The 23,738-nt window shown below is 38.1% G+C and carries 32 protein-coding genes; 31 read left to right on the top strand and 1 reads right to left on the bottom strand.

Annotated features, from left to right (window positions below; genetic code table 11):
- Positions 1–48 precede the first annotated feature (48 nt).
- The 28 genes from NW240_RS04755 (at position 49) to NW240_RS08565 (ending at position 18,799) form a co-directional block, all read left to right on the top strand.
- Entirely contained in the window at positions 49–393 is a 345-nt protein-coding gene (locus NW240_RS04755) for an HNH endonuclease (protein ID WP_258436340.1), read from the top strand.
- Between the two features lie 118 nt (positions 394–511).
- Positions 512–1,837, top strand: coding sequence for a phage portal protein (locus NW240_RS04750; RefSeq protein ID WP_258436339.1), 1,326 nt, complete (start codon positions 512–514; stop codon positions 1,835–1,837).
- Positions 1,838–1,913: 76 nt separating this feature from the next.
- On the top strand, positions 1,914–2,444 hold the full coding sequence (locus NW240_RS04745) for a hypothetical protein (RefSeq protein ID WP_258436338.1): 531 nt from the start codon (positions 1,914–1,916) through the stop codon (positions 2,442–2,444).
- A gap of 29 nt (positions 2,445–2,473) precedes the next feature.
- On the top strand, positions 2,474–3,886 hold the full coding sequence (locus tag NW240_RS04740) for a DEAD/DEAH box helicase family protein (protein WP_258436337.1): 1,413 nt from the start codon (positions 2,474–2,476) through the stop codon (positions 3,884–3,886).
- Positions 3,887–3,888: 2 nt separating this feature from the next.
- Complete coding sequence (locus NW240_RS04735; protein WP_258436335.1) at positions 3,889–4,074, top strand: hypothetical protein; 186 nt, start codon at positions 3,889–3,891, stop codon at positions 4,072–4,074.
- A 151-nt stretch (positions 4,075–4,225) separates the two neighbouring features.
- Positions 4,226–4,573 carry a hypothetical protein gene (locus NW240_RS04730; RefSeq protein WP_258436334.1) on the top strand — a complete coding sequence of 116 codons (348 nt, stop codon included), beginning with the start codon at positions 4,226–4,228 and terminating at the stop codon, positions 4,571–4,573.
- 287 nt (positions 4,574–4,860) lie between these two features.
- Positions 4,861–5,340, top strand: a complete 480-nt coding sequence (locus tag NW240_RS04725; RefSeq protein WP_258436333.1) for a DUF4355 domain-containing protein — start codon at positions 4,861–4,863, stop codon at positions 5,338–5,340.
- Between the two features lie 6 nt (positions 5,341–5,346).
- Entirely contained in the window at positions 5,347–6,234 is an 888-nt protein-coding gene (locus tag NW240_RS04720) for a phage major capsid protein (RefSeq protein WP_258436332.1), read from the top strand.
- A 1-nt stretch (position 6,235) separates the two neighbouring features.
- Positions 6,236–6,517, top strand: coding sequence for a Rho termination factor N-terminal domain-containing protein (locus NW240_RS04715; RefSeq protein ID WP_258436331.1), 282 nt, complete (start codon positions 6,236–6,238; stop codon positions 6,515–6,517).
- 8 nt (positions 6,518–6,525) lie between these two features.
- Entirely contained in the window at positions 6,526–6,945 is a 420-nt protein-coding gene (locus tag NW240_RS04710; protein ID WP_258436330.1) for a phage Gp19/Gp15/Gp42 family protein, read from the top strand.
- The gene (locus NW240_RS04705) at positions 6,905–7,243 is read left to right on the top strand and encodes a hypothetical protein (RefSeq protein WP_258436329.1); all 339 of its coding nucleotides are present in this window, start codon (positions 6,905–6,907) and stop codon (positions 7,241–7,243) included. Before NW240_RS04710 ends, NW240_RS04705 begins: the two co-directional genes overlap by 41 nt.
- Complete coding sequence (locus tag NW240_RS04700) at positions 7,236–7,472, top strand: hypothetical protein (protein ID WP_258436328.1); 237 nt, start codon at positions 7,236–7,238, stop codon at positions 7,470–7,472. Before NW240_RS04705 ends, NW240_RS04700 begins: the two co-directional genes overlap by 8 nt.
- Positions 7,473–7,808, top strand: coding sequence for a hypothetical protein (locus NW240_RS04695; protein ID WP_258436327.1), 336 nt, complete (start codon positions 7,473–7,475; stop codon positions 7,806–7,808).
- 10 nt (positions 7,809–7,818) lie between these two features.
- Entirely contained in the window at positions 7,819–8,382 is a 564-nt protein-coding gene (locus tag NW240_RS04690) for a phage tail protein (RefSeq protein ID WP_258436326.1), read from the top strand.
- Positions 8,382–8,642, top strand: coding sequence for a hypothetical protein (locus tag NW240_RS04685; protein ID WP_258436325.1), 261 nt, complete (start codon positions 8,382–8,384; stop codon positions 8,640–8,642). The genes NW240_RS04690 and NW240_RS04685 overlap by 1 nt, the downstream gene beginning before the upstream one ends.
- A 14-nt stretch (positions 8,643–8,656) precedes the next feature.
- Complete coding sequence (locus NW240_RS04680; RefSeq protein ID WP_258436324.1) at positions 8,657–9,031, top strand: DUF5361 domain-containing protein; 375 nt, start codon at positions 8,657–8,659, stop codon at positions 9,029–9,031.
- Positions 9,031–11,367, top strand: a complete 2,337-nt coding sequence (locus tag NW240_RS04675) for a hypothetical protein (protein WP_258436323.1) — start codon at positions 9,031–9,033, stop codon at positions 11,365–11,367. Before NW240_RS04680 ends, NW240_RS04675 begins: the two co-directional genes overlap by 1 nt.
- The gene (locus NW240_RS04670) at positions 11,360–12,085 is read left to right on the top strand and encodes a phage distal tail protein (RefSeq protein ID WP_258436322.1); all 726 of its coding nucleotides are present in this window, start codon (positions 11,360–11,362) and stop codon (positions 12,083–12,085) included. The genes NW240_RS04675 and NW240_RS04670 overlap by 8 nt, the downstream gene beginning before the upstream one ends.
- Positions 12,082–13,782: a phage tail spike protein gene (locus NW240_RS04665; protein ID WP_258436321.1), complete on the top strand. Its 1,701-nt coding sequence runs from the start codon at positions 12,082–12,084 to the stop codon at positions 13,780–13,782. The genes NW240_RS04670 and NW240_RS04665 overlap by 4 nt, the downstream gene beginning before the upstream one ends.
- A 1-nt stretch (position 13,783) precedes the next feature.
- Positions 13,784–14,686 (top strand): hypothetical protein, encoded by a 903-nt coding sequence (locus NW240_RS04660; RefSeq protein WP_258436320.1) that lies wholly within the window; start codon positions 13,784–13,786, stop codon positions 14,684–14,686.
- A gap of 13 nt (positions 14,687–14,699) precedes the next feature.
- On the top strand, positions 14,700–16,004 hold the full coding sequence (locus NW240_RS04655) for a gp58-like family protein (RefSeq protein WP_258436319.1): 1,305 nt from the start codon (positions 14,700–14,702) through the stop codon (positions 16,002–16,004).
- 9 nt (positions 16,005–16,013) lie between these two features.
- Positions 16,014–16,349 (top strand): hypothetical protein, encoded by a 336-nt coding sequence (locus NW240_RS04650; RefSeq protein WP_258436318.1) that lies wholly within the window; start codon positions 16,014–16,016, stop codon positions 16,347–16,349.
- Positions 16,339–16,770, top strand: a complete 432-nt coding sequence (locus tag NW240_RS04645) for a hypothetical protein (protein WP_258436317.1) — start codon at positions 16,339–16,341, stop codon at positions 16,768–16,770. The genes NW240_RS04650 and NW240_RS04645 overlap by 11 nt, the downstream gene beginning before the upstream one ends.
- A complete protein-coding gene (locus tag NW240_RS04640) occupies positions 16,745–16,876 on the top strand; it encodes a hypothetical protein (protein ID WP_258436316.1) in 132 nt (43 codons plus the stop codon). The genes NW240_RS04645 and NW240_RS04640 overlap by 26 nt, the downstream gene beginning before the upstream one ends.
- 52 nt (positions 16,877–16,928) lie before the next feature.
- The gene (locus NW240_RS04635; RefSeq protein WP_258436315.1) at positions 16,929–17,216 is read left to right on the top strand and encodes a hypothetical protein; all 288 of its coding nucleotides are present in this window, start codon (positions 16,929–16,931) and stop codon (positions 17,214–17,216) included.
- A 1-nt stretch (position 17,217) separates the two neighbouring features.
- Positions 17,218–17,466, top strand: a complete 249-nt coding sequence (locus tag NW240_RS04630) for a holin (RefSeq protein WP_258436314.1) — start codon at positions 17,218–17,220, stop codon at positions 17,464–17,466.
- Positions 17,459–18,478, top strand: a complete 1,020-nt coding sequence (locus tag NW240_RS04625) for an N-acetylmuramoyl-L-alanine amidase (protein ID WP_258436313.1) — start codon at positions 17,459–17,461, stop codon at positions 18,476–18,478. Before NW240_RS04630 ends, NW240_RS04625 begins: the two co-directional genes overlap by 8 nt.
- A gap of 90 nt (positions 18,479–18,568) precedes the next feature.
- Complete coding sequence (locus tag NW240_RS08565) at positions 18,569–18,799, top strand: DUF5960 family protein (protein ID WP_396134564.1); 231 nt, start codon at positions 18,569–18,571, stop codon at positions 18,797–18,799.
- A 303-nt stretch (positions 18,800–19,102) separates the two neighbouring features.
- Here the strand turns inward: NW240_RS08565 and NW240_RS04620 are convergent, their stop codons facing one another.
- Positions 19,103–20,512: an MATE family efflux transporter gene (locus tag NW240_RS04620; RefSeq protein WP_258436312.1), complete on the bottom strand. Its 1,410-nt coding sequence runs from the start codon at positions 20,510–20,512 to the stop codon at positions 19,103–19,105.
- 305 nt (positions 20,513–20,817) lie between these two features.
- Between NW240_RS04620 and NW240_RS04615 the strand changes: the two genes are divergently transcribed.
- From NW240_RS04615 to typA, 3 genes are read left to right on the top strand one after another with little or no spacing between them, the layout of a single operon-like run.
- Entirely contained in the window at positions 20,818–21,093 is a 276-nt protein-coding gene (locus tag NW240_RS04615) for a UPF0223 family protein (RefSeq protein WP_258436311.1), read from the top strand.
- A 9-nt stretch (positions 21,094–21,102) separates the two neighbouring features.
- Complete coding sequence (locus tag NW240_RS04610) at positions 21,103–21,882, top strand: inositol monophosphatase family protein (RefSeq protein WP_258436310.1); 780 nt, start codon at positions 21,103–21,105, stop codon at positions 21,880–21,882.
- A gap of 9 nt (positions 21,883–21,891) precedes the next feature.
- Positions 21,892–23,721, top strand: coding sequence for a translational GTPase TypA (gene typA, locus NW240_RS04605; protein ID WP_258436309.1), 1,830 nt, complete (start codon positions 21,892–21,894; stop codon positions 23,719–23,721).
- The last annotated feature ends 17 nt before the right edge of the window (positions 23,722–23,738 follow it).

Below are 23,738 nucleotides of genomic sequence, written 5' to 3'. Positions count from 1 at the left end.
TTATTATGTACCTAGTCTCTATTATTTAAAGACCCAGGAGGTTAGCCTATGGTAAGAACAGACCGTATCGGTGGCCATCGTGCTGCCTATGAAAAGAATCGAAAAAGAATCTTTGCTAGCCAGAATACTTGTGCTTTGTGTGGGTATCCTGTGGACTTTAGTTTAAAAGCCCCCAACCCTATGAGTGCAGTAGTGGACCATATCATTCCAGTAGCTAAAGGTGGACACCCCTCGGACATAGCTAACCTACAACTAGCACATTGGACTTGTAATAGACAAAAGTCAGACAAATTATTTAATAATGATGAGAACATGAAGAAGAACAAGAAGGTAATAGGCAACCGTAATTTGCCTCAGTCGAAAGATTGGACTTCTTACCGGTTCGAAGGATGAAGGGGGCATACCTCCCCCTCCCCTCTGTCGGCCGGACTTCACGCCGTACTGTACATATTTTCTCACGCCATACTATCCCCACCCTAACAACATTTAAAAATTAAAAGAGGTGTTAAATTTGGCCTTAAAAGGACCTACATATTTAAGTAAAAAACTAGAGAAACATAGGCGAAGGGTTGAAACTCGATATAAATACTATGATATGAAATACCATAATTTCAACAAGAGCTTCACTATGCCACCAGAGATTCAACGAATGTTTAAATCAACAATCGGCTGGGCTCCCAAAGCTGTGGATACTTTAGCAGACCGACTGGTGTTTAGAGAGTTTGCGGAGGACAACTTCAATCTCAATGAGATATTCCAGATGAACAATCCGGACACTTTCTTTGATAGTGCAGTTCTTTCTGCCTTGATCGCTTCTTGTTGTTTTGTCTATATATCCGAAGATGAAAATGGCTATCCAAGGTTGCAAGTAATCGAAGCGAGTGAAGCCACTGGTGAAATCGATCCAATTACTGGTTTCTTATCAGAGGGCTATGCAGTTCTAAAGAGAGATTCTTATAATAACCCCTTGATTGAAGCTTATTTTGAAAAAGGCTTGACTACTATATACGAAAAAGACAAGGAACCGTTATATTATACGAATACAGCGCCAGCGCCATTATTAGTGCCAATAATCCATAGACCAGATGCCGTCAGGCCGTTTGGACGATCTAGAATTTCAAGATCTGCTATGTATTGGCAAAATTATGCTAAGCGAGTTTTAGAACGCTCTGATGTAACCGCTGAATTCTATTCATTCCCTCAAAAATATGTAGTAGGAACTAGCCAAGATTCAGAAAAATTAGATAGTTGGAGAGCTACCATTTCATCAATGTTAGAGTTCACTAAAGACGATGAAGGAGAAAAACCAACACTAGGTCAATTCACAACTCAATCAATGGCTCCATTTATGGAACAGTTAAGAATGGCGGCAGCTGGCTTTGCGGGCGAAGCAGGATTAACATTAGATGACTTAGGCTTTGTGTCAGATAATCCATCTAGTTCAGAAGCGATTAAAGCAGCGCACGAAACACTAAGAGTGGCTGCTAGAAAAGCTCAACGAAATTTTGGTAGTGGTTTTTTAAATGTCGGTATTCTAGCCGCTTGTGTACGTGATAATTTTACTTACGAAAGAAAGGCTTTTTATAAGACAAAGGCAAAATGGGAACCGGTTTTTGAGCCAGATGCAGCAACCATTTCTGCTCTCGGCGATGGCGTAATTAAGATTAATCAGTCGGTGCCTGGTTACTTTGGTAAAGCAAATCTTAGAGATTTAACAGGAATGGAGGGAGAAGCAATCGATGGACATATCGCAGGACTTGCTGGATTTAATACACAAGCAATTCCAGAAACAATTGAGGAACAACCCGAACTTGGTGACAATCAGCAAGAAACTTAAAGACGGTACAGCCACATATAGAGAGGCCAACCGCTATGCAATTATTGTGGGCGAGTTACTTGCTAAATCGTTCAAAATGAATTTATCAAGCGAAGTATTACCGAATGGCAAACTTTACTACAATATCGCAAAGAAAGTTGTTGACCCGATGATGGTTAACAACTTTTTGCTTATTTCTGAGGTTTCACAAGAAGTACAAACCGTTTTAAATCAATCAGCCGGCTTGGGTATGAGAGGACTTAAACCAGAAATAAACCAAGACAGAATCGACGGTATCGTTCAACGCTTAGCGCTGGAAGAGTCTTTTGATGATATTAAGTGGATTTTAGGTGAGCCGGTTATCAATTTTAGTCAATCAGTTGTAGATGATACGATCAAGACTAATGCGCAATTCCATTATGACGCTGGCTTAAAACCTAAGATAATTCGAACGGCTAATGCTAACTGCTGCGATTGGTGTGATGAAGTAGCTGGAGTGTATGACTATAAAAATGTTATGGATACTGGAAATGATGTTTATAGGCGGCATCGCTATTGTCAATGCGAAGTAAATTACCTTCCGGGAGATGGAAGAAGACAGAATGCCCACTCTAAAACGTGGACGTAGAAAGGGGAATGCCTAGCCCTTAGAAAGGGGTGTCAGTTATTACGAAACTTGGGAGACAAACACCTACCGTTAGTTATTATTTTGAGTTTGATAAAAGTGATTTTGAAGAAGCAGTTAAATATTACGAGCGAACAAGTCTTAAAGTTTACGAATGGCAGAAAAACCTTTTAAAGCCTTTAATGGCCGTTGACGATGACGGCCTATGGACTCACCAAAAATTTGGTTATTCACTTCCGCGTCGTAACGGTAAGACAGAGGTTGTCTATATAAAAGAATTGTGGGCTTTAGAAAAAGGTTTAAATATCTTACACACTGCCCACCGAATCAGCACGGCCCACTCATCTTATGAGAAGGTAAAGAAATATCTTGAAATGTTCGGTTATGTAGAAGGTGAAGATTTCAACTCTATCAAAGCTAAAGGACAAGAACGTTTAGAACTCTATAACTCTGGTGGAGTTATCCAATTCAGAACAAGAACGTCTACCGGTGGATTGGGTGAAGGTTTTGATTTGTTAGTCATTGACGAAGCTCAAGAGTATACAGATGACCAAGAGTCAGCTTTAAAATATACAGTTACCGACTCAGACAATCCACAGACTATTATGTTAGGAACGCCACCGACTCCTGTTTCAAGCGGTACGGTATTCACTAAATACAGACAAACCACTTTAGACGGTGGCAATAAATATTCTGGTTGGGCTGAGTGGTCTGTTCCGGATATGAAAGACATAAGAGATGTTGATGCGTGGTATGAAACCAACCCATCAATGGGCTATCACTTAAACGAGCGTAAAATTGAGGCTGAGCTTGGAGACGATGAACTTGACCATAACGTTCAGCGTTTAGGTTATTGGCCTAAATACAACCAAAAATCAGCCATTACAACCGAAGAATGGGAAGATATGGAAGTTAAACGGATTCCTCGATTGGCTTCTAAGTTGTATGTCGGTATTAAGTATGGCCAAAATGGCGTGAATGTCGCCTTGTCAATTGCAGTCAAAACCTCAACTGAACGGATATTCATTGAAGCGATTGATTGCCAATCAGTCAGAAACGGAAACGGTTGGATCTTAGACTTCTTAAACCGTTCGGATGTAGAAAAGGTTGTTATTGACGGCGCCAGTGGTCAACGATTGCTTGAATCAGAAATGAAACAAGCGCGAATTAAGCCACATCCAATCTTACCTAAGGTTTCGGAGGTTATTGTAGCCAACGCTGCCTTTGAGCGTGGTGTAAACACTCAAAATATCGCTCATAAGAATCAACCGTCGCTCACTCAAGTAGTCACTAACTGTGAGAAGCGGCCGATTGGTTCATCGGGTGGTTTTGGCTATCGCAGCCAGTTTGAAGACCACGAGATCGCACTAATGGATAGCATGATATTAGCTTACTGGGCTTGCGTAGAGTCCAAACCTAAGCGAAAACAAAGAGTGGGGTATTAGCGTTGAAAGGAGTGAATACTATTTGGCATTTAGAAAACGCGGTTTTGTTGCTGATGATACTTATTTTGGTATTAGCCGGTTTAATATCGTTATTTAAAGATATGCTATCGTCTGTTTCAAAACAAGTTGTAAGGATAGAAACAGAAGATGCTGAAACGTTGCTTGAAGAGATGAACAAACGCCGATAAGCTGTTCGTTTTAGCAAGAATAAGTAGATAACCATTCTTTCCGAAAGAAGTGATTTAATGGCAATTAATTTTGTTGTTGTCGCTTTTGTCTGAAAGGAGTAGTGATCCTTTTGCTGAAAGATGCTGTATCTAACTATCAATTGGAGGTTACATGGAAGAATTAGCAAAAGTAAATGTGTTAGGAACCGAGTACACTGTTATCCAAGAAAGTGACGATGAACGTGGAAAACTTAGCATCCAATCGAACTATGATGGTTATTGTGACTTCACTAGTAAAACAATATACATATCAGATATTAGCGAAGACAACGGCTATATAAAAGACAACTTACTGGAACACCGCAATCGAACCATCAGACACGAGTTGGTGCATGCGTTTTTATATGAAAGTGGACTTGACCATAATTCAGATTGGGCAAGGAACGAGGAAATTGTTGATTGGGTAGCTATCCAATTTCCGAAATTAAAAACGATGTTTGAAGAAATAGATATTTGTTAGGAGGTATAACTATGTGGATACCATAAATTGAAACGTTCGAAGAAAACAAAGAAAAAGAAACCAAAGAAGAAAAACCAAAAGATCCGGTTATCCTAACCCAAGAGCAAATGCTCGGTGGTTGCGGTATGTAATAACGCTACTTAGCGACAATTAAATAATAAACAAACAAGTCCTAGTGATAGGGCTATTTATTTTGTCCGGAATGACATTAAACTACGCAGCTATGCGACAAATAGCGAACTTCACGCAGTCGGACTGCGAAAACAAAACGAGAAGGAGAAACAAAAATGAAACGAGAATTTTTAAAAGATTTAGGTTTAGAGGACACTGCAGTAGATAAAATCATGGCCGAACACGGAAAAGCGGTTAAGTTTGGTGAGGATAAGCTGGAGGAATACGAAACCCTCAAGAATGAAAAGGCGAATCTTGAAAAAACTATAAAAGCTTTAAACGATGAAAAAGAGTCTCTAACCACTAAATATTCAGAATTAGAACAAACAAATCAGTCCTTAACTCAAGAAAACGGAAAGTTAAAGACTAAAGATTTGAAAACGTCTATCGCACTTAAAAACAATCTTCCACTCGATTTAGCCGATCGCTTAATGGGGGAAGATGAAGAATCGCTTCAACAAGATGCTGAACGGTTGGCGGGATTTGTGAGCGTAAAACAAACGCAACCGCTTAAGAATTATGAGCCCGAGAGTGAACCGAAAGACGATACACGCTCAGCCTTATTACAAACACTAAAAGACTTAAAAGGAGAATAATAACATATGGCAACTTTAACAAAATCAACTTTATTTAATGAGCAAGTAGTAAATGACTTAATTAGCAAGGTGAAAGGTGAATCGGTTTTAGCCAAACTTTCACAACAAGATGCTATCTCATTTGATGGGAATAAATATTTCACTTTCGAATTTGAAAACGAAATCGACATTGTAGCAGAATCTGGCTCAAAATCTCACGGTGGAATCAAGGTAGAACCTATCACCGTAGTGCCATTAAAGGTTGAATATGGTGCTCGTGTATCAGATGAATTCCTAATTGCCGATGAAGAGCGTCAATTGGAATTACTACAAAAATTCAATGAAGGCTACGCTAAGAAACTTGCTAAAGGTTTAGATATTATGGCTTTCTCTGGAACAAACCCTCGTACAGGGTCTAAATCAGATATCATTGGAGCGAATAATTTTGCAGACAAAGTTACTCAATCCGTAACGTTCGAAGCTGGAACTATCGACGACGTTATCGAAGAAGCAACTCAGTTGGTTACTGGAGCAGACGGCGAAATCAGCGGAGCTGCATTATCTTCTTTAACAGGAGCTTCACTAGCTAAAATCGAAAACGGTGTAGGTGTTAAATTATATCCAGAGTTTAAGTTCGGTGGAAATCCGGGATCTTTAGGCTCATTACCGGTTCAAGTATCAAAAAATGTGACTATCAACTCTAAATTAGAAGGTGTTGTAGGAGACTTCCGTCAAATGTTCAAATACGGAATCGCTAAGGAAATTCCATTACAAGTTATTCCTTATGGTGACCCAGACAACTCCGGCAAAGACTTAGCAGGTCATAACGAGGTTTATTTACGTGCCGAAACATTTATTGGTTGGGGAATCTTAGATGCTAATTCATTCGCTAAGATTGTAGAAGCGGGCGAGTAACATGAAATACATCAACAGAGAGACAGGGATTGTAATGGATTTTGAACACAAAATCTCTGGCGGCGATTGGGTAGAGTTTAACTCTGCTCAATCTAAGTCAGTTGAAAAAGTTCAAGAGCCAAAAGCAGAAGAACCAGTCGAAGAAGTGGAAGAAGATTTTGACTTAACAAAGATGAAAGTTGCAGAGCTACGTGACTATGCAGCAGAAAATCAAATCGAATTACCTTCAGAAGCTAAGAAAGAAGAAATCATTGAAATTATTGCCGAAGCCTTCCAAGGGTAGGTGATTTTATGGAATCTTTTGCAACACTTGAAGACCTTAAAAGTTTATGGCGTGAAATGACACCGGAAGAAACCGAAAGGGCTACTGCCTTGTTGCCAATCGTTTCAGATACCTTAAGGCTTGAAGCTGAAAAGGTTGGTGTTGATTTAGACGATAAAAGACAGAACTCTGTCTTTGCTTCCGTTTTGAAATCGGTCACTGTCGATGTGGTAGCTAGAACTCTAATGACTGCTACAGATAAAGAGCCAATGGTCCAAGAATCACAGTCAGCATTGGGCTATTCTTGGTCGGGAACGTTCTTAACTCCCGGAGGTGGCCTATTTATCAAAACAGAAGAATTAAAGCGTCTAGGGCTTAAAAAACAGCGAATGGGGGCTATACATCTTTATGGGGAAGATAAAAGGAATCCCGATTGTTTTATTAGATAAGATTGAGGTCGGTAAAGACCCACTAGGAAAAACAATCTACGAGGACCAAAAAATTACCGTTGAGAATGTCATTGTCGCTCCTACTTCTGCTGATGATATTACCACTCAAATCAACTTAACAGGTCGAAAAGCTGTATACACACTAGGAATTCCTAAGGAGGATACTCACGATTGGGAAAACAAAGAAGTTATCTTTTTCGGCAAACGATGGCGAACTTTTGGCATTCCATTAGAAGGTATCGAAGACTTGATCCCCCTTGAATGGAATAAGAAAGTGATGGTGGAACGCATTGAGTAAATTTAAATTTAAACTCAATCAAGAGGGCGTTCGAGACTTATTAAAATCTGAAGAAATGCAGAGTATTTTAATGGAAAAAGCCTCAAGCGCTAGAGATAGATGTGGAGATGGCTATTCAACGAGTCTACACGTCGGTAAAAACAGGGCAAATGCTTCTGTAATGGCTGAAACGATTGAAGCAAGAAAAGATAACTCAAAAAACAATACGATTTTAAAGGCGGTGCGTTAAGTGATTGAAGTAGAAATTAAAAAGTTTCTAGACGGTCATTTAAATGTACCGTCTTTTTTTGAACGCGAAAATAGCATGCCGACTTCTTATGTGGTGGTCGAGCGAACAGGCGGGAGAAGCGAGAACAAGCTAAAATCATCAACTTTCGCTATCCAAAGTTACGCTCCCTCACTTTATGAAGCGGCAAGCTTAAATGAACAAGTGAAAGAAGTAATGGAATTGTTTGATCACGTGGATATTGTTTCAGGTGTTCATCTCAATTCCGATTACAACTTTACAGATACAGAAACGAAAGAATATCGCTATCAAGCGGTATTCGATATAAATCATTATTAGGAGGAAAAACATGTCAGATGTAAAAAAAGTAACAGCAGCAAAACCTAAACTAGGTGGCGCTATTTATACAGCCCCATTAGGAACAACGTTACCGACAGATGCAACAAGTGGATTGGATATGGCGTTTAAGCCGTTAGGTTATGTATCAGAAGATGGATTGACTAACGAATTAGCCATGGAATCTGAAAAGATAAAGGCTTGGGGTGGCGACATTGTAATGGTCGCTCAAACTGAGAAAACAGACGCCTTCACTTATGTTTTAATTGAAAGTTTGAACGTCGATGTGCTAAAAGAAGTTTTTGGTCCGGATAACGTAGAAGGCGACCTATCAACGGGAATCAGCGTAAAAGCTAATTCGAAAGAATTGCCTAACCGTGTATTGGTAGTTGAGACGGTCCTTAAAGGTGGCATTGTCAAGCGTATGGTTATCCCTAACGCAGCCACTTCAAGCCTTGGTGAAATCGTTTATAAAGACGACGAAGTGGTTGGTTACGGATTAACTGTGGACGGATTGCCAGACGAGAACGGTAATACTCACTACGAATACATTAAAGCTAAGGGGGAAACTGAATAGTGATTACAGGGAAAACTAAAACTGGCTTTAAGTATGAAATCGACGACAAGCAACTAAATAACTATGAACTTTTAGAGTTCTTTGCAGAAGTAGATGAAAATCCATTCCTTTTACCTAAAGCGATGAAGATGTTGTTAGGTAAAGACCAAATGGATAAACTGAAAGAGCATGTCCGTGATAAAGACGGTATAGTTGATGCAGAAGTGATTTCTAAAGAAATTGCGGATATATTTTCAGAAAGTAAAGAAGTAAAAAACTAACAATCCTTGCTAGAATGATAGCTCTCGATGAAGAAGCTTTAATTTGTGACTTAGCAGAAACATATAATATCTACGAATATAGACGGCTACCAGCAACAATGGTGGCCGTTTTTGCTGCAGGTTTGCGTGATAACTCAAGAATAAAAATGAAAATGTCAGACCAGAAGATAACAGTTGAACAAATGCTGCTAGCTAGCATAATGGATCAATTGGCTATTCAAACATGGTTTAAAACAAAAGATGGCCAAAAGAATAAGAACAGACCTCAATCTATTTTTGAGTTGTTAACTAAAGAACCAGAGGAAAGTAAAGTCGAGACTTTCACTTCTGGTGAGGATTTTGAAAAATATCGTATGCAATTAATAGAGAGTATGGAGGGCGGTAATTAATGGCAACTGATTTAGGAAAAGCGTATGTCCAGATAATGCCGTCAGCAAAAGGAATTAAGTCTTTAATTGAAAAGGAAATGGGCGGAGAAACGCTAGCAGCAGGCAAAACTGCTGGTATTGGCTTTGGCAAAAGTTTAGTAAAAGCCGCAGCCGGAATTGTAGCGGCTGCTGGGATAGGCAAACTATTCCAATCTTCCTTAATGGAAGGCGCTGAACTCGAACAAAACTTAGGGGGTACTGAGGCTGTATTTGGAAACCACGCCAAAAAAATTCAAAAGTCAGCAGAAGATGCTTACAAAAACATGGGGCTTTCTGCATCGAACTATATGGCTACCGCCAATAAAATGGGGTCGTTATTCCAAGGATCTGGGTTAGAACAACAAAGAGCGTTAGATTTAACGTCCGAAGCTATGCAACGAGCTGCTGATGTGGCATCCGTAATGGGTATCGACACTACAATGGCGATGGAATCTATTGCCGGAGCTGCAAAAGGTAACTTCACAATGATGGACAACTTAGGTGTGGCCATGAATGCCACCACTTTAGAAGCTTATGCGCTTGAAAAAGGTTTAAACTTTAAGTGGAATACTGCGTCTCAGGCAGAAAAAGCAGAGTTAGCCATGAAAATGTTTATGGAACGCACTCAGCAATATTCAGGTAACTTTGCCAAAGAATCCGTTGAAACATTTAGTGGATCTTTAGGAGCTATGAAAGCTGCTTGGCAAAATGTTATGGGGAATCTTTCGTTAGGTGAAGATGTTAAACCGGCTTTATCAGCTTTAGCCAAGACGGTTTCTGATTTCTTATTCAGAAATCTAATTCCAATGGTAGGAAATATTTTAAAAGGTCTCCCTAGTGCTATTGGTACGTTTATATCGGCAGCTACCCCTAGCTTTATGAAAGCTGGACAAGATTTAATGAATCAACTTGGTGTTGGCTTTAATAATGGTGTGGGCGAATTCGCTTCAAAGATGAGTGCCAATCTTCAACCGCTATTAAATTCTTTTCAAACAATGGCCGGACAAATACCGAGGTTGTTCTCTCAAGTAGGGGCGGCTGTATTACCTTTTGTAGAAGTGATACAAAACGCTCTCACTCAACTTGATTTTAGTGGGTTTACTGATTTAGCAGAAGCAATCATTCCCGCATTACAAGCTGGATTTTCAAGTTTTGCAGCAGTGGCATCTCCGGCGATTGAAGGGATTGTAAATTCCTTCGTTAATCTTTGGAACGCTGCTCAACCATTAATATCTGTTATCGCAAGTGGACTAACACCCGCTTTTCAAGTTATGGGTTCGTTTTTAGGCGGTGTTCTTTCAGGAGTTTTAGCTGGGTTACAATTTGCTTTTGATGCTTTAGCAAAAGTTATAGAGTTCTTAACTCCTGCGGTTGAGTGGTTAGTGGGACAATTGAAAAAATTCCAACCTGTTTTAAGTGTTATAGCTGAAAAAGTCGGTTATGTTATCGGTATATTTTCTAATCTTGGAACAGCTTCTCAAGGCTTAGGCGCTACTGTGAAAAGCGCTTGGTCAAATATCGGCTCAGCCATAAATACAGGTAAGAGCCTAATAAGTGGGGCAGTCAACGTTATTAAGTCTGGTTGGAACGGATTGCAAGCAGCAACCAACGTATTAAAAGGTGGCTTCACGTCAGCTTGGAATGCAATGAAGTCTGCTATGAGTTCAGCTAAGAGTTTAATAACCAGCGCTATTAATGCCGTAAAAACAGGTTTCAACGGTTTCAAAAATACCGTTTCAAATGTAGGAAGTGCAATCAAAAATATTATTAACGGCGTGGCTAACACAATTAGAGGGTTGGCGAATATCAATATCTCGGGCGCAGGTGCCGCTATTATGAATGGTTTTTTAGGCGGTTTGAAATCAGCTTGGGGAAGAGTTCAAAACTTTGTTGGCGGTATTGCTGATTGGATTAGAAGAAATAAAGGTCCAATCTCTTATGATAAGAAACTCTTGATCCCTGCTGGTAATGCAATTATGGGCAGTTTGCTTAATGGTTTAGAAAACAACTACGGCGAGGTTAAAAAGTCTGTATCGGGAATAGCTGGTATGATTCAAAATTCAATGGGAACTGAATTGAATTACGCAGTTTCTGGCTCTGTAAGCGGAGTGAGTCTTCCTCAATCTCAATTAGAAAGTGCTTTAGCGTTTAATACAATGCAAACAGCAAGCCTTGCTAACAGAGAAGGTGTGAATGGCGGATACAATCCAACCTTACACATTGAAAATTTTTATAACTCTACTGATAGTGATGCAGAATCTTTATTTAAACAATTCACTTGGATTACGAAGCGGGAAGGAGACCGTTTAGATGGATAATTTGCCTTATATTATTTTCAACGGAACGTCATCGTTGGACTTTGATGTGATAGTAGCCAATCAATCGAAATATGAATCTCCTTCCAATGACATGGAACAAATAGAGGTAATGGGTCGTGATGGCGTTTTGTTATCGGATAACGATAGAATGAACCCAGTTAAACGCCCTTTTCCTTTTTCTATTAGAGTGCCACAGGACAGTGAAGAAACAATCGTATTAAGAGAAGAGCGGATGTCATCGTGGTTAGGAGTCAAGGGTTTTAAAGATTTAGAGCTCAGCTGGGATAAAGAATACATTTATAAAGCGGCTGTGATTGAGGGGTTTGATGTCACTGAAACAACTAGAAAATTTGGCAAAGGCGTTATTAACTTCTTAATGCATCCAATCAAGTACAACAAAGGTGGACAATCTTTTGTAGATGTTCCGAATGGTGAAACGTTGTTCAACCCTAATAACAAGAATGCACAACCAACCTTTATATTAAAGGGAACCGGTAACGTAACTGTCACCGTGGGGAGTCAGAAACTAGTATTAAGAAACGTGACTAACGGAATAACCATCGATATGGAAAAGAAAAATGTTACCTATTTGAATCAATCACAATATGACCGTATGTATTCTGATTTTATCTATTTATCTCCGGGAAACAATACAATCACTTGGGATAACGACGACTTTACACTACGAGTTAAACCAAATTGGGGGGTTAGAATTTGATAACTATCTACAAATCAAATGAAACTGATTTTAAGCACCTTGGACTGGGTGTGTTAACCGACTTCAAGAAGGATACAACATTTGTTTTGAGAGAAAGAAATGGCCAGTATATTTTTGAGGGAACCTATCCAACTAACGGTTTAAATGCAGAAGTAATTGAAAAAGGGAAAATATTAAAAATGTCATCTGGTCCAAGAACCAAGGGCCAGCTTTTTGATGTTATCCGAACTCAAAAAATAAACAATCAAGAGATTAAAATTTATGCGCAGCACTATTCGTATCGTACTAAGCGTTTGGGACTAAAACCAGAATTCGGAGTAGTAGGAGATGCAAATGCAGCGCTAACCATATGGAAAAACAATCTGGTTGGAGAACACAATTTTGAAACATGGTCCGACATCACCACCTCAAACAACGCTAATTGGCGCATTGATAAAATGCAGAACGCTAGAAACGTTTTGGGAGGCGTTGCTGGCTCTATTCTCGATATATGGGGCGGCGAATATGAGTTTGATAATAACGTCATCCGTCTATGGTCAAGTATGGGGCGAAAGAGCGCCGCTGCTATTATCTATGGCAAAAACTTAACCGATATTGAACAAGATGAAACAATCGATGAAACTTACACCAGTATCTATCCATACGCAGTTCAAGATGAAGTTGTTTATACCATTGATGAATTATACATTGACTCTGAGTATGTAAATAACTATCCACAGCGACGGATTGCCGTAAAAGACTTTTCCAGCAACTTCGAACACGAAGAGGAAGTGACGCAAGACAAATTAAGAAACCTTGCTAAACAGTTCATTAAATCAAACAGGGTAGGTATCCCTAAAGTTTCCACGGAAGTTAAGTTTGTGGACTTAGCACAAACGCTTGAAGGTGGTGACTTAAGGGAAGCTGAAACGATTGAGCTGTGCGATGTTTTAACACTTATCTTTCCTAAATTAGGAATCCGAGATAACGCCGCAAAAGTAGTCGCTACTAAGTGGGACCCAATTAAAGAAGAGTATATATCGCTTACAATTGGAACGTTGTCAAACAGCTTAAAATCAACTATCGTTGATGATTTATCTGGCAGAATTGAGAAGGTGGAGAACAACACTCAAACAATCATGCTATCATCCAACGGCATCAATAAAATTTATCGCAATGAAATTGAACCTAAACCACCAATTGGCGGGTTTAAAGTGGATGATCAATGGTGGCAACCTAACGGTAAGTATATGCGAATGTATTTTTGGAGCGGAGATAGCTGGGTCAAATATATGGATACCGAAACTTTCAGAAGAGAGATTGATGTTGAATTCGAAAGGATAGACGAACAAGCAAAATCTCTTTCTAAAGAAATCAAAGACTCAGAAGAACGAATTTCTGAATCCGTAGAAAAAGTAAAAGAATCTGCTGAAGCAATTGAAGAATTAAAAGATCGTTCTGATTTAACGATGGATGTTATTGGTGAAGATGGGAAAGTAACGTACAGCAAAAACAGGTTGAATGTTATTGAAAGACCTGACCCTAAAATCAAAGGAAAGAGTTTAACTGATTTTAAGTTACCGAAATATGAAAAGGTAACTGTCGGGCACAATGGCGAAGGTTTCATAGTCGGTAGACCTTACACCTTAAGTTGGTCTGAAACAAAAGAAAATTGCATCGGCCTTGGTTCAGTTACGGTCAATTTTGAGGAGGAATAAAATGGCGATAGTTGTTAAATTAACAAACAAAAACACAGAAGGCAAAAGTTATGAAATGACTTCTGATGATAATACCATTCACTTTGATAATGTCGAACACGGTACTTATCAAGTGGAATTAATTAAAGATGGAGTCAGTCGCTATATTGAAGATTTAGTAGTGAACGGTGCTGAAAATATGACTGTTCAAGGTCATACTCATATATTTATTAATGACGAAACACTAAGAACTGAGATTGATAAGAAGCAGAATGTTATTCAAGTAGGCAAAGGTCTCACTAAAGAAGGTGATACGCTTTCTGTTGATAAAGAGTCAATTCCTACTAAGGAAGATTTAAAAGACATAGAAAGCAACATTTTAGCCAAGACTGTTATCTTATATCCTAAAACTTTAGTGAATCTTGTTAAAAATGGTGACTTTAGCGATAACTTGAATTATTGGAATGTTTCAAGCTCTATTCAAGGGAGAAAAATAGCTAACGGAGCTCAGTTCACAGGAACTGGTCCTTTAATAAGAAGCAGCAGCAACCACTTTACTCAAGAGGATTCAATAAGTGATAATCCAAACAACAAAATTTACTTGTTTGTTGAGGTGTCCAGCAGTAATGGTGCTGAAATTGAGGTCGGCATTGGATACCAAAAGGTAATCACTAAAACGTTATCTACAAAAAGAGAGGTTTTAAGCGATATAGGGTCCTCAAATTTCACCCAGCCGGAACAAACAAGATTTGCTATCGGAGCGAACCCAGGAGCCGTTATCAACGTTTATAGAGCAGTCGCTATTAACTTGACATCAATTTATGGTCTTGGTAAAGAGCCTCCAAAAGAACAAATGGACGTAATAATGAAAGATGCTTATTTCTTTAATAAATTAGATGTTGCTATTGGTAAAACAATTGTTTAAGGAGTTGTTTTAATTGCAAATAACATTAAACGGACAACCCTTAGAAATAAAGCAAGACGGCGCAAGAAAATACGTTACATTTATCCCAACCTCTCCTGATGATAAGCTTGCTGTTGATAACGGTATATATGGAAATGAAATATGCGACATTAATTTCACACAGACTCAACTCGAAAAAGGTGAAACGCCTACTGATTTTGAAGATAACTCCTCAGAAGAGACGTTGCTTTCTCGCCTTATTGAGGATGCGAAAGAGTTTGCTATTTCAACTAGCGGAGAGAACACTAAGAACCTTATTAAATTGAATTCAGAAGGTATGTTAAGACGATACATACGAGATGATGGCTCAAGTTATTATGTTGCTGAAACTTCGGAAGGCTCAGTAGAAATTACTAAAGACAACAACTACTTTGCTGAAATGGTTATGGGGTCAGATATATTTTCAAGCAAGATTGTTTCTATTGATGATTTTTCAACGCTTTTACAACAAAACTCGGACAGTATCCAAAGTGTTATAAAAAACAGTGCGGGAGAAATAGTTAATGCAATTAATCAATCAAAAGATCAAACAATGATAAAAGCTAGCAAAATTTATTTAGATGGTGATGTGTTTGCGAAGAAACTATCTGCACAAATTGCTAATTTTATTGAGTTAAGTGCAGATAAGATTACCTCCGGGACACTAAACGCAAATAACGTTAACGTTGTTAATCTTAATGCTAATTCCATTGTTTCGGGAACTCTGTCGGGTATAAATATGCGCGGTGGGGTTTTAACTGCGTTAAATAGCTCCACTCGTTTTGATTTAAATTCAGGAGCGCTAGATTTTTACACAGATTATCCTGCAATTCGAAGAATTAGAACAGGATACCCTAACCAGTTTGTACAATTTGGATTAGATGAAGTTTATTCAAATGATGGAACGGAAATTGTCGAGGTGGCTTCTACCGCTATTGGGTCAAACCGACTGAACAATGACGTTACTACTGATGGTGGTTTCGCTGGTTTAAGAATTTTCAACTCAAAGAAAACACCATACGTTGACCGTGTGCAATTGATAGCGGATTTGATTGAATTCACTAATACTGGAGATAAGGCTGCCTATCAAAATAATATCTGGATGAACTTAGCGAAATCAAAAGATGAAAAAACGCAGTTATATCCGTCGTATCACAAAGATAAAGGCGAGGCAACTCTTGGTCGAACTGGAAATACTTGGTCAAATTTGTTTACAGATGAAATTATGCTAAATGGCGTTAGTTTGAAAGCAATCATTAATCGCTTATATCGTGCAAATGGCTGGGGCAATATAGTTTAGGAGGAAACAATGAAACTAAAAAATCTTTATGAAATCTACAATGCAACACGAATATTACTAAATGAAAAGCTGGACACTCGTATAGCTTTTAAAATAATCAAATTTAGAACTCGTATTGGGGATGAATTGCAGGTAGTCATATCGGCTATTGAAAAGTTTAAAGCAGACAATCAAGAAGAAGCTGATTTAGAAAATTTAGTTCTAGCTGAACAAGAAAAGTTACTAGATCAAGAATCAGATATTGACCTGATTGAAATTAGCTTAGATGAATTACCAAAAGAAATTGATGGTTACTTACTGGCAATGTTAGAGCCGCTTATAAAGGAGGGAGAAAATGATATTTAAAATAACTAGTAAATATTATGACAAGCCAATGAATGTAACACGTGTTAATTTAACGTGTGAAGAGCCTTATCAATATTTAACTGCCGAAATTGTCGGAAGTGTTGATGATAAGACGGATAAAGAAATTATCGACTTGGCTTTAGACGATGTTTTCAAAAAGATATTTGTTGACCGAGCCATGCCAGAAGCGATACAAAAAGTCGATGAATTGGAAAAATCGAAGAAAAAGTTTGAAGAATTATTCAAAGAAATGCAGAAAGCGATTCAAGAATCTAAGGACCAGACTCAAATGGCGAATATGGCTTTGTTTGAAATGGCTGAGCAGGTATACCCCTTAATTGAGCAAATGAAAGGAATGATTAAAGATGCTGAAGGTTCTGAGGGAGGTGAAGTTAATGATGGCAATGTTAATGGCAATTAATATCGTGAATGGCAACTATAGTTATAAGCGTGTTCCTAACATGCTGAAACCAGCTGTTAAAGAGCAATTAATTTTGATGGATGCAGAAGATTTAATCATTGAATAATAAGTTCAAGCACCTCTCGGGGTGCTTTTTAATTTGAAAGAAGGAGTAGATTATGTGGATTAAAGAAATGTTATTTTTTGTAAAAGAATGGTGGTTTCTTATCTCAGTTTTAATAGGTATGTTCGTTGGTGCATACAAAGGAGTGAATCTCATAAACAACACCTTAAAAGATATTAAACATGAGTTGGAGTTATGGAACACACGTATGAAACAAGCGGAAGAAGATCGACGTAATATTCGTGCCACTTTGAAAGAACATGAAACTCGAATCGGTAAAAACGAAGATAACATTATTGTTAACAAAGAAAGAATTAATATTTTATATAACAGGGGGAAATAAAATGGAATTTAATATGTTTATCGTACCTGCAACTATGATTTTGACGGAGCTGTTGAAACAATACACACCTTCGAAATATATCCCATTACTAGCTTGTTTAATCGGCTTTGTATTGGGTATTTTTTATAGTTTTTATTATGGCCAAGATATTTTTGTTCATGGTTTCCAAGGGTTGTTATACGGGGCAACAGCAACCGGGCTTTATCACACTGGCGAGAAGATAAATGCTGGAGGTGCAGAGATTGAGTAAATATGAACTAAGACCATTCAAGCAAGAGATAACCAATGTCAATATGGGCGGATACATGAGTAAAGACCGAGTTAAATACTTGGTCTTTCATTTTGTCGGCGCAGCAGGCCAGGCTTACGGCAACGCTAGTTTTTTCAAAAATAAAATGCGTTATGCGTCAGCTCACTTGTTTATTGACCCGAATTATACCGTGCAAGTGGTACCTTTCAACCGCGTATCGTGGGCGGTTGGAGACGGTCAGGGCAGATATGGAATCAGTAATGACAATTCAATTAGCGTTGAACTTTGCCAAGACACCTCAACCGGACGCAATGCGTGGGAATGGGACTTCCACCCAGACACAAGAATGCAAGCTATTTTAGTGTTCGCTCATTTAATGAAAGAGTACAACGTGCCGTTATCTCATGTGGTTCGACACTATGACGCAAGCCGAAAATCTTGTCCGGGTAACTGGATGGCTAACGACTGGAAGAAGTGGAAGCTTTGGAAAGCTGATTTGGAGTTATACGTCAAAACAGGAAAATTAGTCGATTCTCAGCGTGGTATAGTTTACATTGATAAAAACATCAAAGAGCAACCGAAAACACCTAACACCACACCTAAATTGACGAATAGGGAGATTGCTAAACAAGTATATCGTGGAGATTGGGGTAACGGTCAAGAACGCAAGGATAAATTAACCAAAGCCGGCTATAATTATTCAGCTGTGCAGGCAGAAGTCGCTAAGTATAAAGATGAATTGAACACCGGTAAGAAGAAACCGGTAGAAATACCGAAGTCGGTCGGCGTTTACAAGTTCAACACTAAAGTTTGGGTGCGTAACGAGGCGTACGAGGGCAAAGATACCGTTTCAAAAGATGGTTACATGTACGACAAAGACGATACCGTTTCATTGGAAAAAGTGTTCGATCGCGATGGCTGGGTATGGGGACAATACACCTCTTACTCCGGCAAACAAAGATTCGTAAAAATTGGTGCAGTTGGTGGCAAACAATTCGCTACCAAATTATAAAACAAACCCCACTTCCTTAATCGGAGGTGGGGTTATTTTTGTTTACATCAAGAACAAATGTTCCTATAATTCAAGTGAAGGAGAGATGACATGGAATATAATTTCTTTACACCCAAACACTTAAGATTTGAATCAGACTTCACGCAACTTTGTACTTATGGTTATCCAATATACATACTAATTGATGATATGATAAAAGCTATGGATTCCAGGAATGAAAACTTTATCGAGATATCCAGGAAATATAGCGCTGATGGTATACCGCATAAATTTTTCTTTACCATTGAAAATGGCAAGTACGAATATAGTCACTATGAATAAAAGGGGCAAAAAAGGGGCAAAAAGTATATAACAGTATATATTTTTGTATAAGACTTCTTCTCATTTTTGATTAAAAACCCTTATTTAAAGCTGAACATAACGCTATATAAATTTGTGTATGCCTAGTTGTTAGGTATGCCAATTCATATGTAATATATTTAAAACCCTGACAGAAGTTGTCAGGGTTTTTGTTTACTCATCTGAAGGCATTACATTTAATAGTAAAATAACATAATTAACTTAAAACCCATGCATAAATTTATGCATGGGTTTTAAAATTTTGAGATTAGTATAGTTAAAGATTTAGCGAGAAGGTAATGTCCCCAAATCATTTTTTGGCATTGATTTGAATTGATGATAGATGACATAGCTAGCTAGAATAAAAGCTAATCCATCGGCAATTGGCGCCGCCATAGGAACTAGTTCTACGCCAAAGTAATGACCAAAAAGGAGAATAAGAGGGAGTAAAAATATGATTTGTTTACTCAAGGCTAACACTGCACTCTTAAATCCAAAGCCGATAGCTGATAAAAGATTGGCCATTCCAATATGCATACCTGCAATAACTGTCATAAATAAAAAGGTGCGCAAGTAATGTACGGAATAAGTAAAATACAAATCATCACCATTACCGAAGATACTTATTAATGGACGTGTTAAAGTTTGAAAAACTATAAACATTAATAAAGAAAAAACAGCTAAGATCTTCATTTCCAATTTAAATGTATCTCTTACACGTTGATAATTTTTAGCTCCATAATTGACACTTAAAATAGGTTGTGCACCCTGAACGATTCCTATTACAACACCGAGGAACAAGGTGTTGACTTTAATAGTAATACCGGCCGCAGCGATTGGGATATCTGCACCGTATATCGAGCTAGCCCCAGCAAATTTTAGCGTATTATTGAGTATGATTTGGACAACCGTATTCGAAAGTTGGAAGACCAAAGCATTGACACCTAGTTTAAATATTTCTAAAAGCTCTTTCAATTGAATTGTAATTTCACGGAAAGTGATGCTGACTTGTTTAAATTTTGGGAAATAGGCAAGAATAAAGAGTCCGGAGGCTATTTGGCCGATTATAGTTGCCCAAGCGGCTCCGCGAATACCCCAATTAAAGACAAAAATAAAGATTGGATCTAAGATTGTGTTGATCATTGCACCGAGAAGAATACTAGCCATAGAGTATTTTGCACTCCCGTCCGCTCTTACAAGGTTAGCACCACCAATACTTAACATAAAAAAAGGAATGCCGATAGCAATTATTTGGACATATTGAACGGAGAGGGGATAAACTTGTTCGGTGGCTCCAAAAAATGCCATTAGTGGGCCAGCTAGCCAAAAGACTGAGAAGGCGAGCACAATCCCTGATAAAATCAGGAAACCAAAAGCTGTTGCAAGAGTATTCCGAGCGGTTAAATAATTTTTTCGACCGACATTTAAATTAAAGTTAGCCGCCGCTCCGATTCCTGTTAGTAGTCCAATCGCTAAACAAATAGTTGTTATAGGGAAAGCGATATTGGTTGCAGCATTTCCTAAATAGCCAACTCCTTGTCCAATAAAGATTTGATCCACTATATTGTAAAGAGAGTTAGCTAGGTTAGCTATAATACTAGGGATTGCAAACTGTCTCAGTAATTTTGAGACCGATTCGGTTTCTATAGGCGTTTGCTTGGAGACTGTTTTAATTGTTTCATTATTACGGGTCACAAAGTTCTTCCTTTCTTATAAAATTATAAAGAAGTTGATTGAATCGATTTTTCAGTATAGCACAAATATTTCTAAAGGTAAATATTAAGGTAGTCGTAGAGTATTTCTGATTCTTATTTATTAATTCTAATAAAAGTTAGAACGCTTAGTCAATTCTTTTAACAAGTGACTCAAGTTTCTCTCTGTGAATAAAATTTCATAATATTAGTGTTAGAAAACGTTTTATATTCGAAATACTTTTTCATTTACGCAAAAATGCGTTATATTAGTATTAACCGAAATGAATTTGTTGGAGGTGCAATAATATGTCTAATTATTCTTATCCATTAAATGAAGATTGGTCGAGTCAAGAAATTGCGATTGTTGTTGAATTTTTAGCAGCTGTTGAATCCGCCTATGAAACAGGAATTAAAGTAGTACGGATTAAAGATAAGTACCGGGCTTTTAAAGAAATTGTCAATTCGATAAGCGAAGAAAAACAAATTGATCGTAAATTTCAAACGGCTTCAGGGTACTCTATCTATCAATGTATGCAAAAAGCTAAAACATTGAAAGAATCTCAAACTTTAAAAATGCCTTAGGAGGTCAATATGGATTTTCAAATACATCAACGTGTAATGTCTTGGTTAAAAACTGCGGGGGACTCGTTGATTGCTTCCTTAAATACCAATTTAATGGTGAAAGAAAAAACGAACGCTAGTGATTTAGTCACGCGAATGGATAAAGAAGTTGAAGAGTATTTAACCCAACAAATTAATATTCACTATCCGGATCATCGGGTATTAAGTGAAGAAGGAAAGGGTCACTCCATTAAGGATACTCAAGGAGTTCTATGGATCATAGATCCTATCGATGGCACTTTAAATTTTGTTAAGCAAGGTCGTTTCTTCGGTATCATGATTGGTATTTATGTAGATGGTCAGCCATTAGCGGGTTACATCTATGACGTGATGCAAGAAGACCTTTATTATGGAATCGTAGGGCAAGGTGCCTATTTAAATGACCGTCCTTTGCAGCCGTTAAAAATTAACTCCTTATCAGAATCACTGATGGTTACAAATGCCCACATTTTAGTTCGAAACCAATTCAATAGTCAAGATCTTTTACGTGCTTCCTTAGGATCTAGATCTTATGGTTGTGCAGCTTATGAAATGATTTCTGTTATTAGAGGGGAATCAGCTTTTTATTTAGCAAGTAGACTAATGCCTTGGGATTTTGCAGCGGGAGTTGCTATTTTAGAATCTTTAGGATTTAAATACAGTCAACCTAATGGAAAAGCTCTGAATCTTTTAACAGCTAACCCAGGAATCTTTTGCAATGGTGCAGTTTATGAGGAAGTTTTACAGATAGTCAATTTAAAAGAAAATTAGGAGAATTTAATGAAAATAAGAAATGATTTAAGAAATATTGCAATTATTGCCCACGTCGACCATGGTAAAACAACCTTGGTTAATGAGCTACTTAAACAATCAGATACTTTAGATGCAAGGGCTCAAATCGATGACCGTGCAATGGACCGAAATGATATTGAACGTGAACGTGGGATTACGATTTTAGCTAAAAACACAGCTGTAAACTATAAAGGTACACGGATTAATATTATGGATACTCCTGGACATGCGGACTTCGGTGGGGAAGTTGAACGTATAATGAAAATGGTTGATGGAGTCATTCTAGTCGTGGATGCCTATGAAGGAACCATGCCTCAGACACGCTTTGTTTTGAAAAAAGCTTTAGAAGAAGGGAAAACTCCTTTAGTAGTTGTTAATAAAATCGATAAGCCATCGGCTCGACCAGAAGTGGTTGTTGATGAAGTGCTTAACTTATTGATTGAATTAGGCGCAGATGATGATCAACTAGAGTTCCCTGTTGTTTATGCTTCAGCTATTAATGGAACTTCTTCACTGTCAAGTGATTTAGCAGATCAAGAGAATACTATGGATCCAATTTTTGAGTCAGTGATTGAGCATATTCCTGCACCCATTGATAATTCGGATGAACCTTTACAATGCCAAGTGACCATGCTGGATTATAACGATTTTGTCGGTAGAATTGGAATCGGCCGGGTATTCAGAGGTAAAATTAAAGTCGGTGATTCAGTAACCGTTATTAAGATTGATGGTTCTAAGAAAAATTTCCGTGTGACTAAATTATATGGCTTTTTAGGTTTAGATCGAATTGAAATTAAAGAAGCCATGGCTGGTGACTTGATTGCAATATCAGGAATGGATGATATTTATGTGGGAGAGACAATCGCTTCGGTTGAAAATCCAGAAGCAATGCCACTTTTACATATTGATGAACCAACACTTGAAATGAATTTCTTAACCAACAATTCGCCTTTCGCAGGTCGTGAAGGAAAATACGTTACTGCTCGTAATTTAGAAGATCGTTTGATGCAAGAATTGCATACGGATGTTTCCCTTAATGTGATCCCGACTGATTCACCAGATACCTTCCGAGTGGCTGGTCGTGGTGAATTGCATTTATCTATTCTTATCGAAAATATGCGACGTCAAGGATATGAATTCCAAGTATCTCGTCCACAAGTTATTATTAGAGAAATTGATGGTGTTAAATCAGAGCCTTTTGAACGTCTACAAATCGATACTCCTGAAGAATATATGGGCGGTATTATTGAGGCCATTAGTAATCGTCGTGGTGAAATGGCTGATATGGTACATTCTGGTAATGGCCAGATTCGTTTGGTCTTTTCAATTCCAGCTCGTGGTTTGATAGGTTTTTCAACCGAATTTATGTCCCTAACGAGGGGCTATGGGATCATGAATCATACTTATGATGAATATCGTCCCATGATTAATGTTGAATTAGGTCAACGTCGTAATGGAACCTTAGTATCTATTGATAGTGGTCAAGCAACAACATATTCCATCATGAACTTAGAAGACCGCGGAACTATTTTTGTTGAACCAGGTACCGAAGTGTATCAAGGAATGATTGTTGGCGAGCACAATCGTGAGAATGACTTAACAGTTAATATCACTAAAGCTAAGCAATTAACAAACGTGCGTTCTGCTAATAAAGATCAAACAGCAGTCATTAAATCGACTAAGAAAATGACCTTAGAAGAAGCTATTCAATTTATGGCAGATGATGAGTACTGTGAGATTACCCCGGAATCCATTCGTTTACGTAAGCGAATTTTAGATAAGTCCTTACGTGAAAAGTCTAAGAAAAATAAGAAATAGGATCAAATAAAGCCAAA

It is taken from the genome of Facklamia sp. 7083-14-GEN3 (assembly GCF_024742075.1).
Lineage (GTDB): Bacteria > Bacillota > Bacilli > Lactobacillales > Aerococcaceae > Facklamia.
Note: the sequence above shows the minus strand (reverse complement) of the source record. Positions and strands in the feature narration are given on the sequence as shown.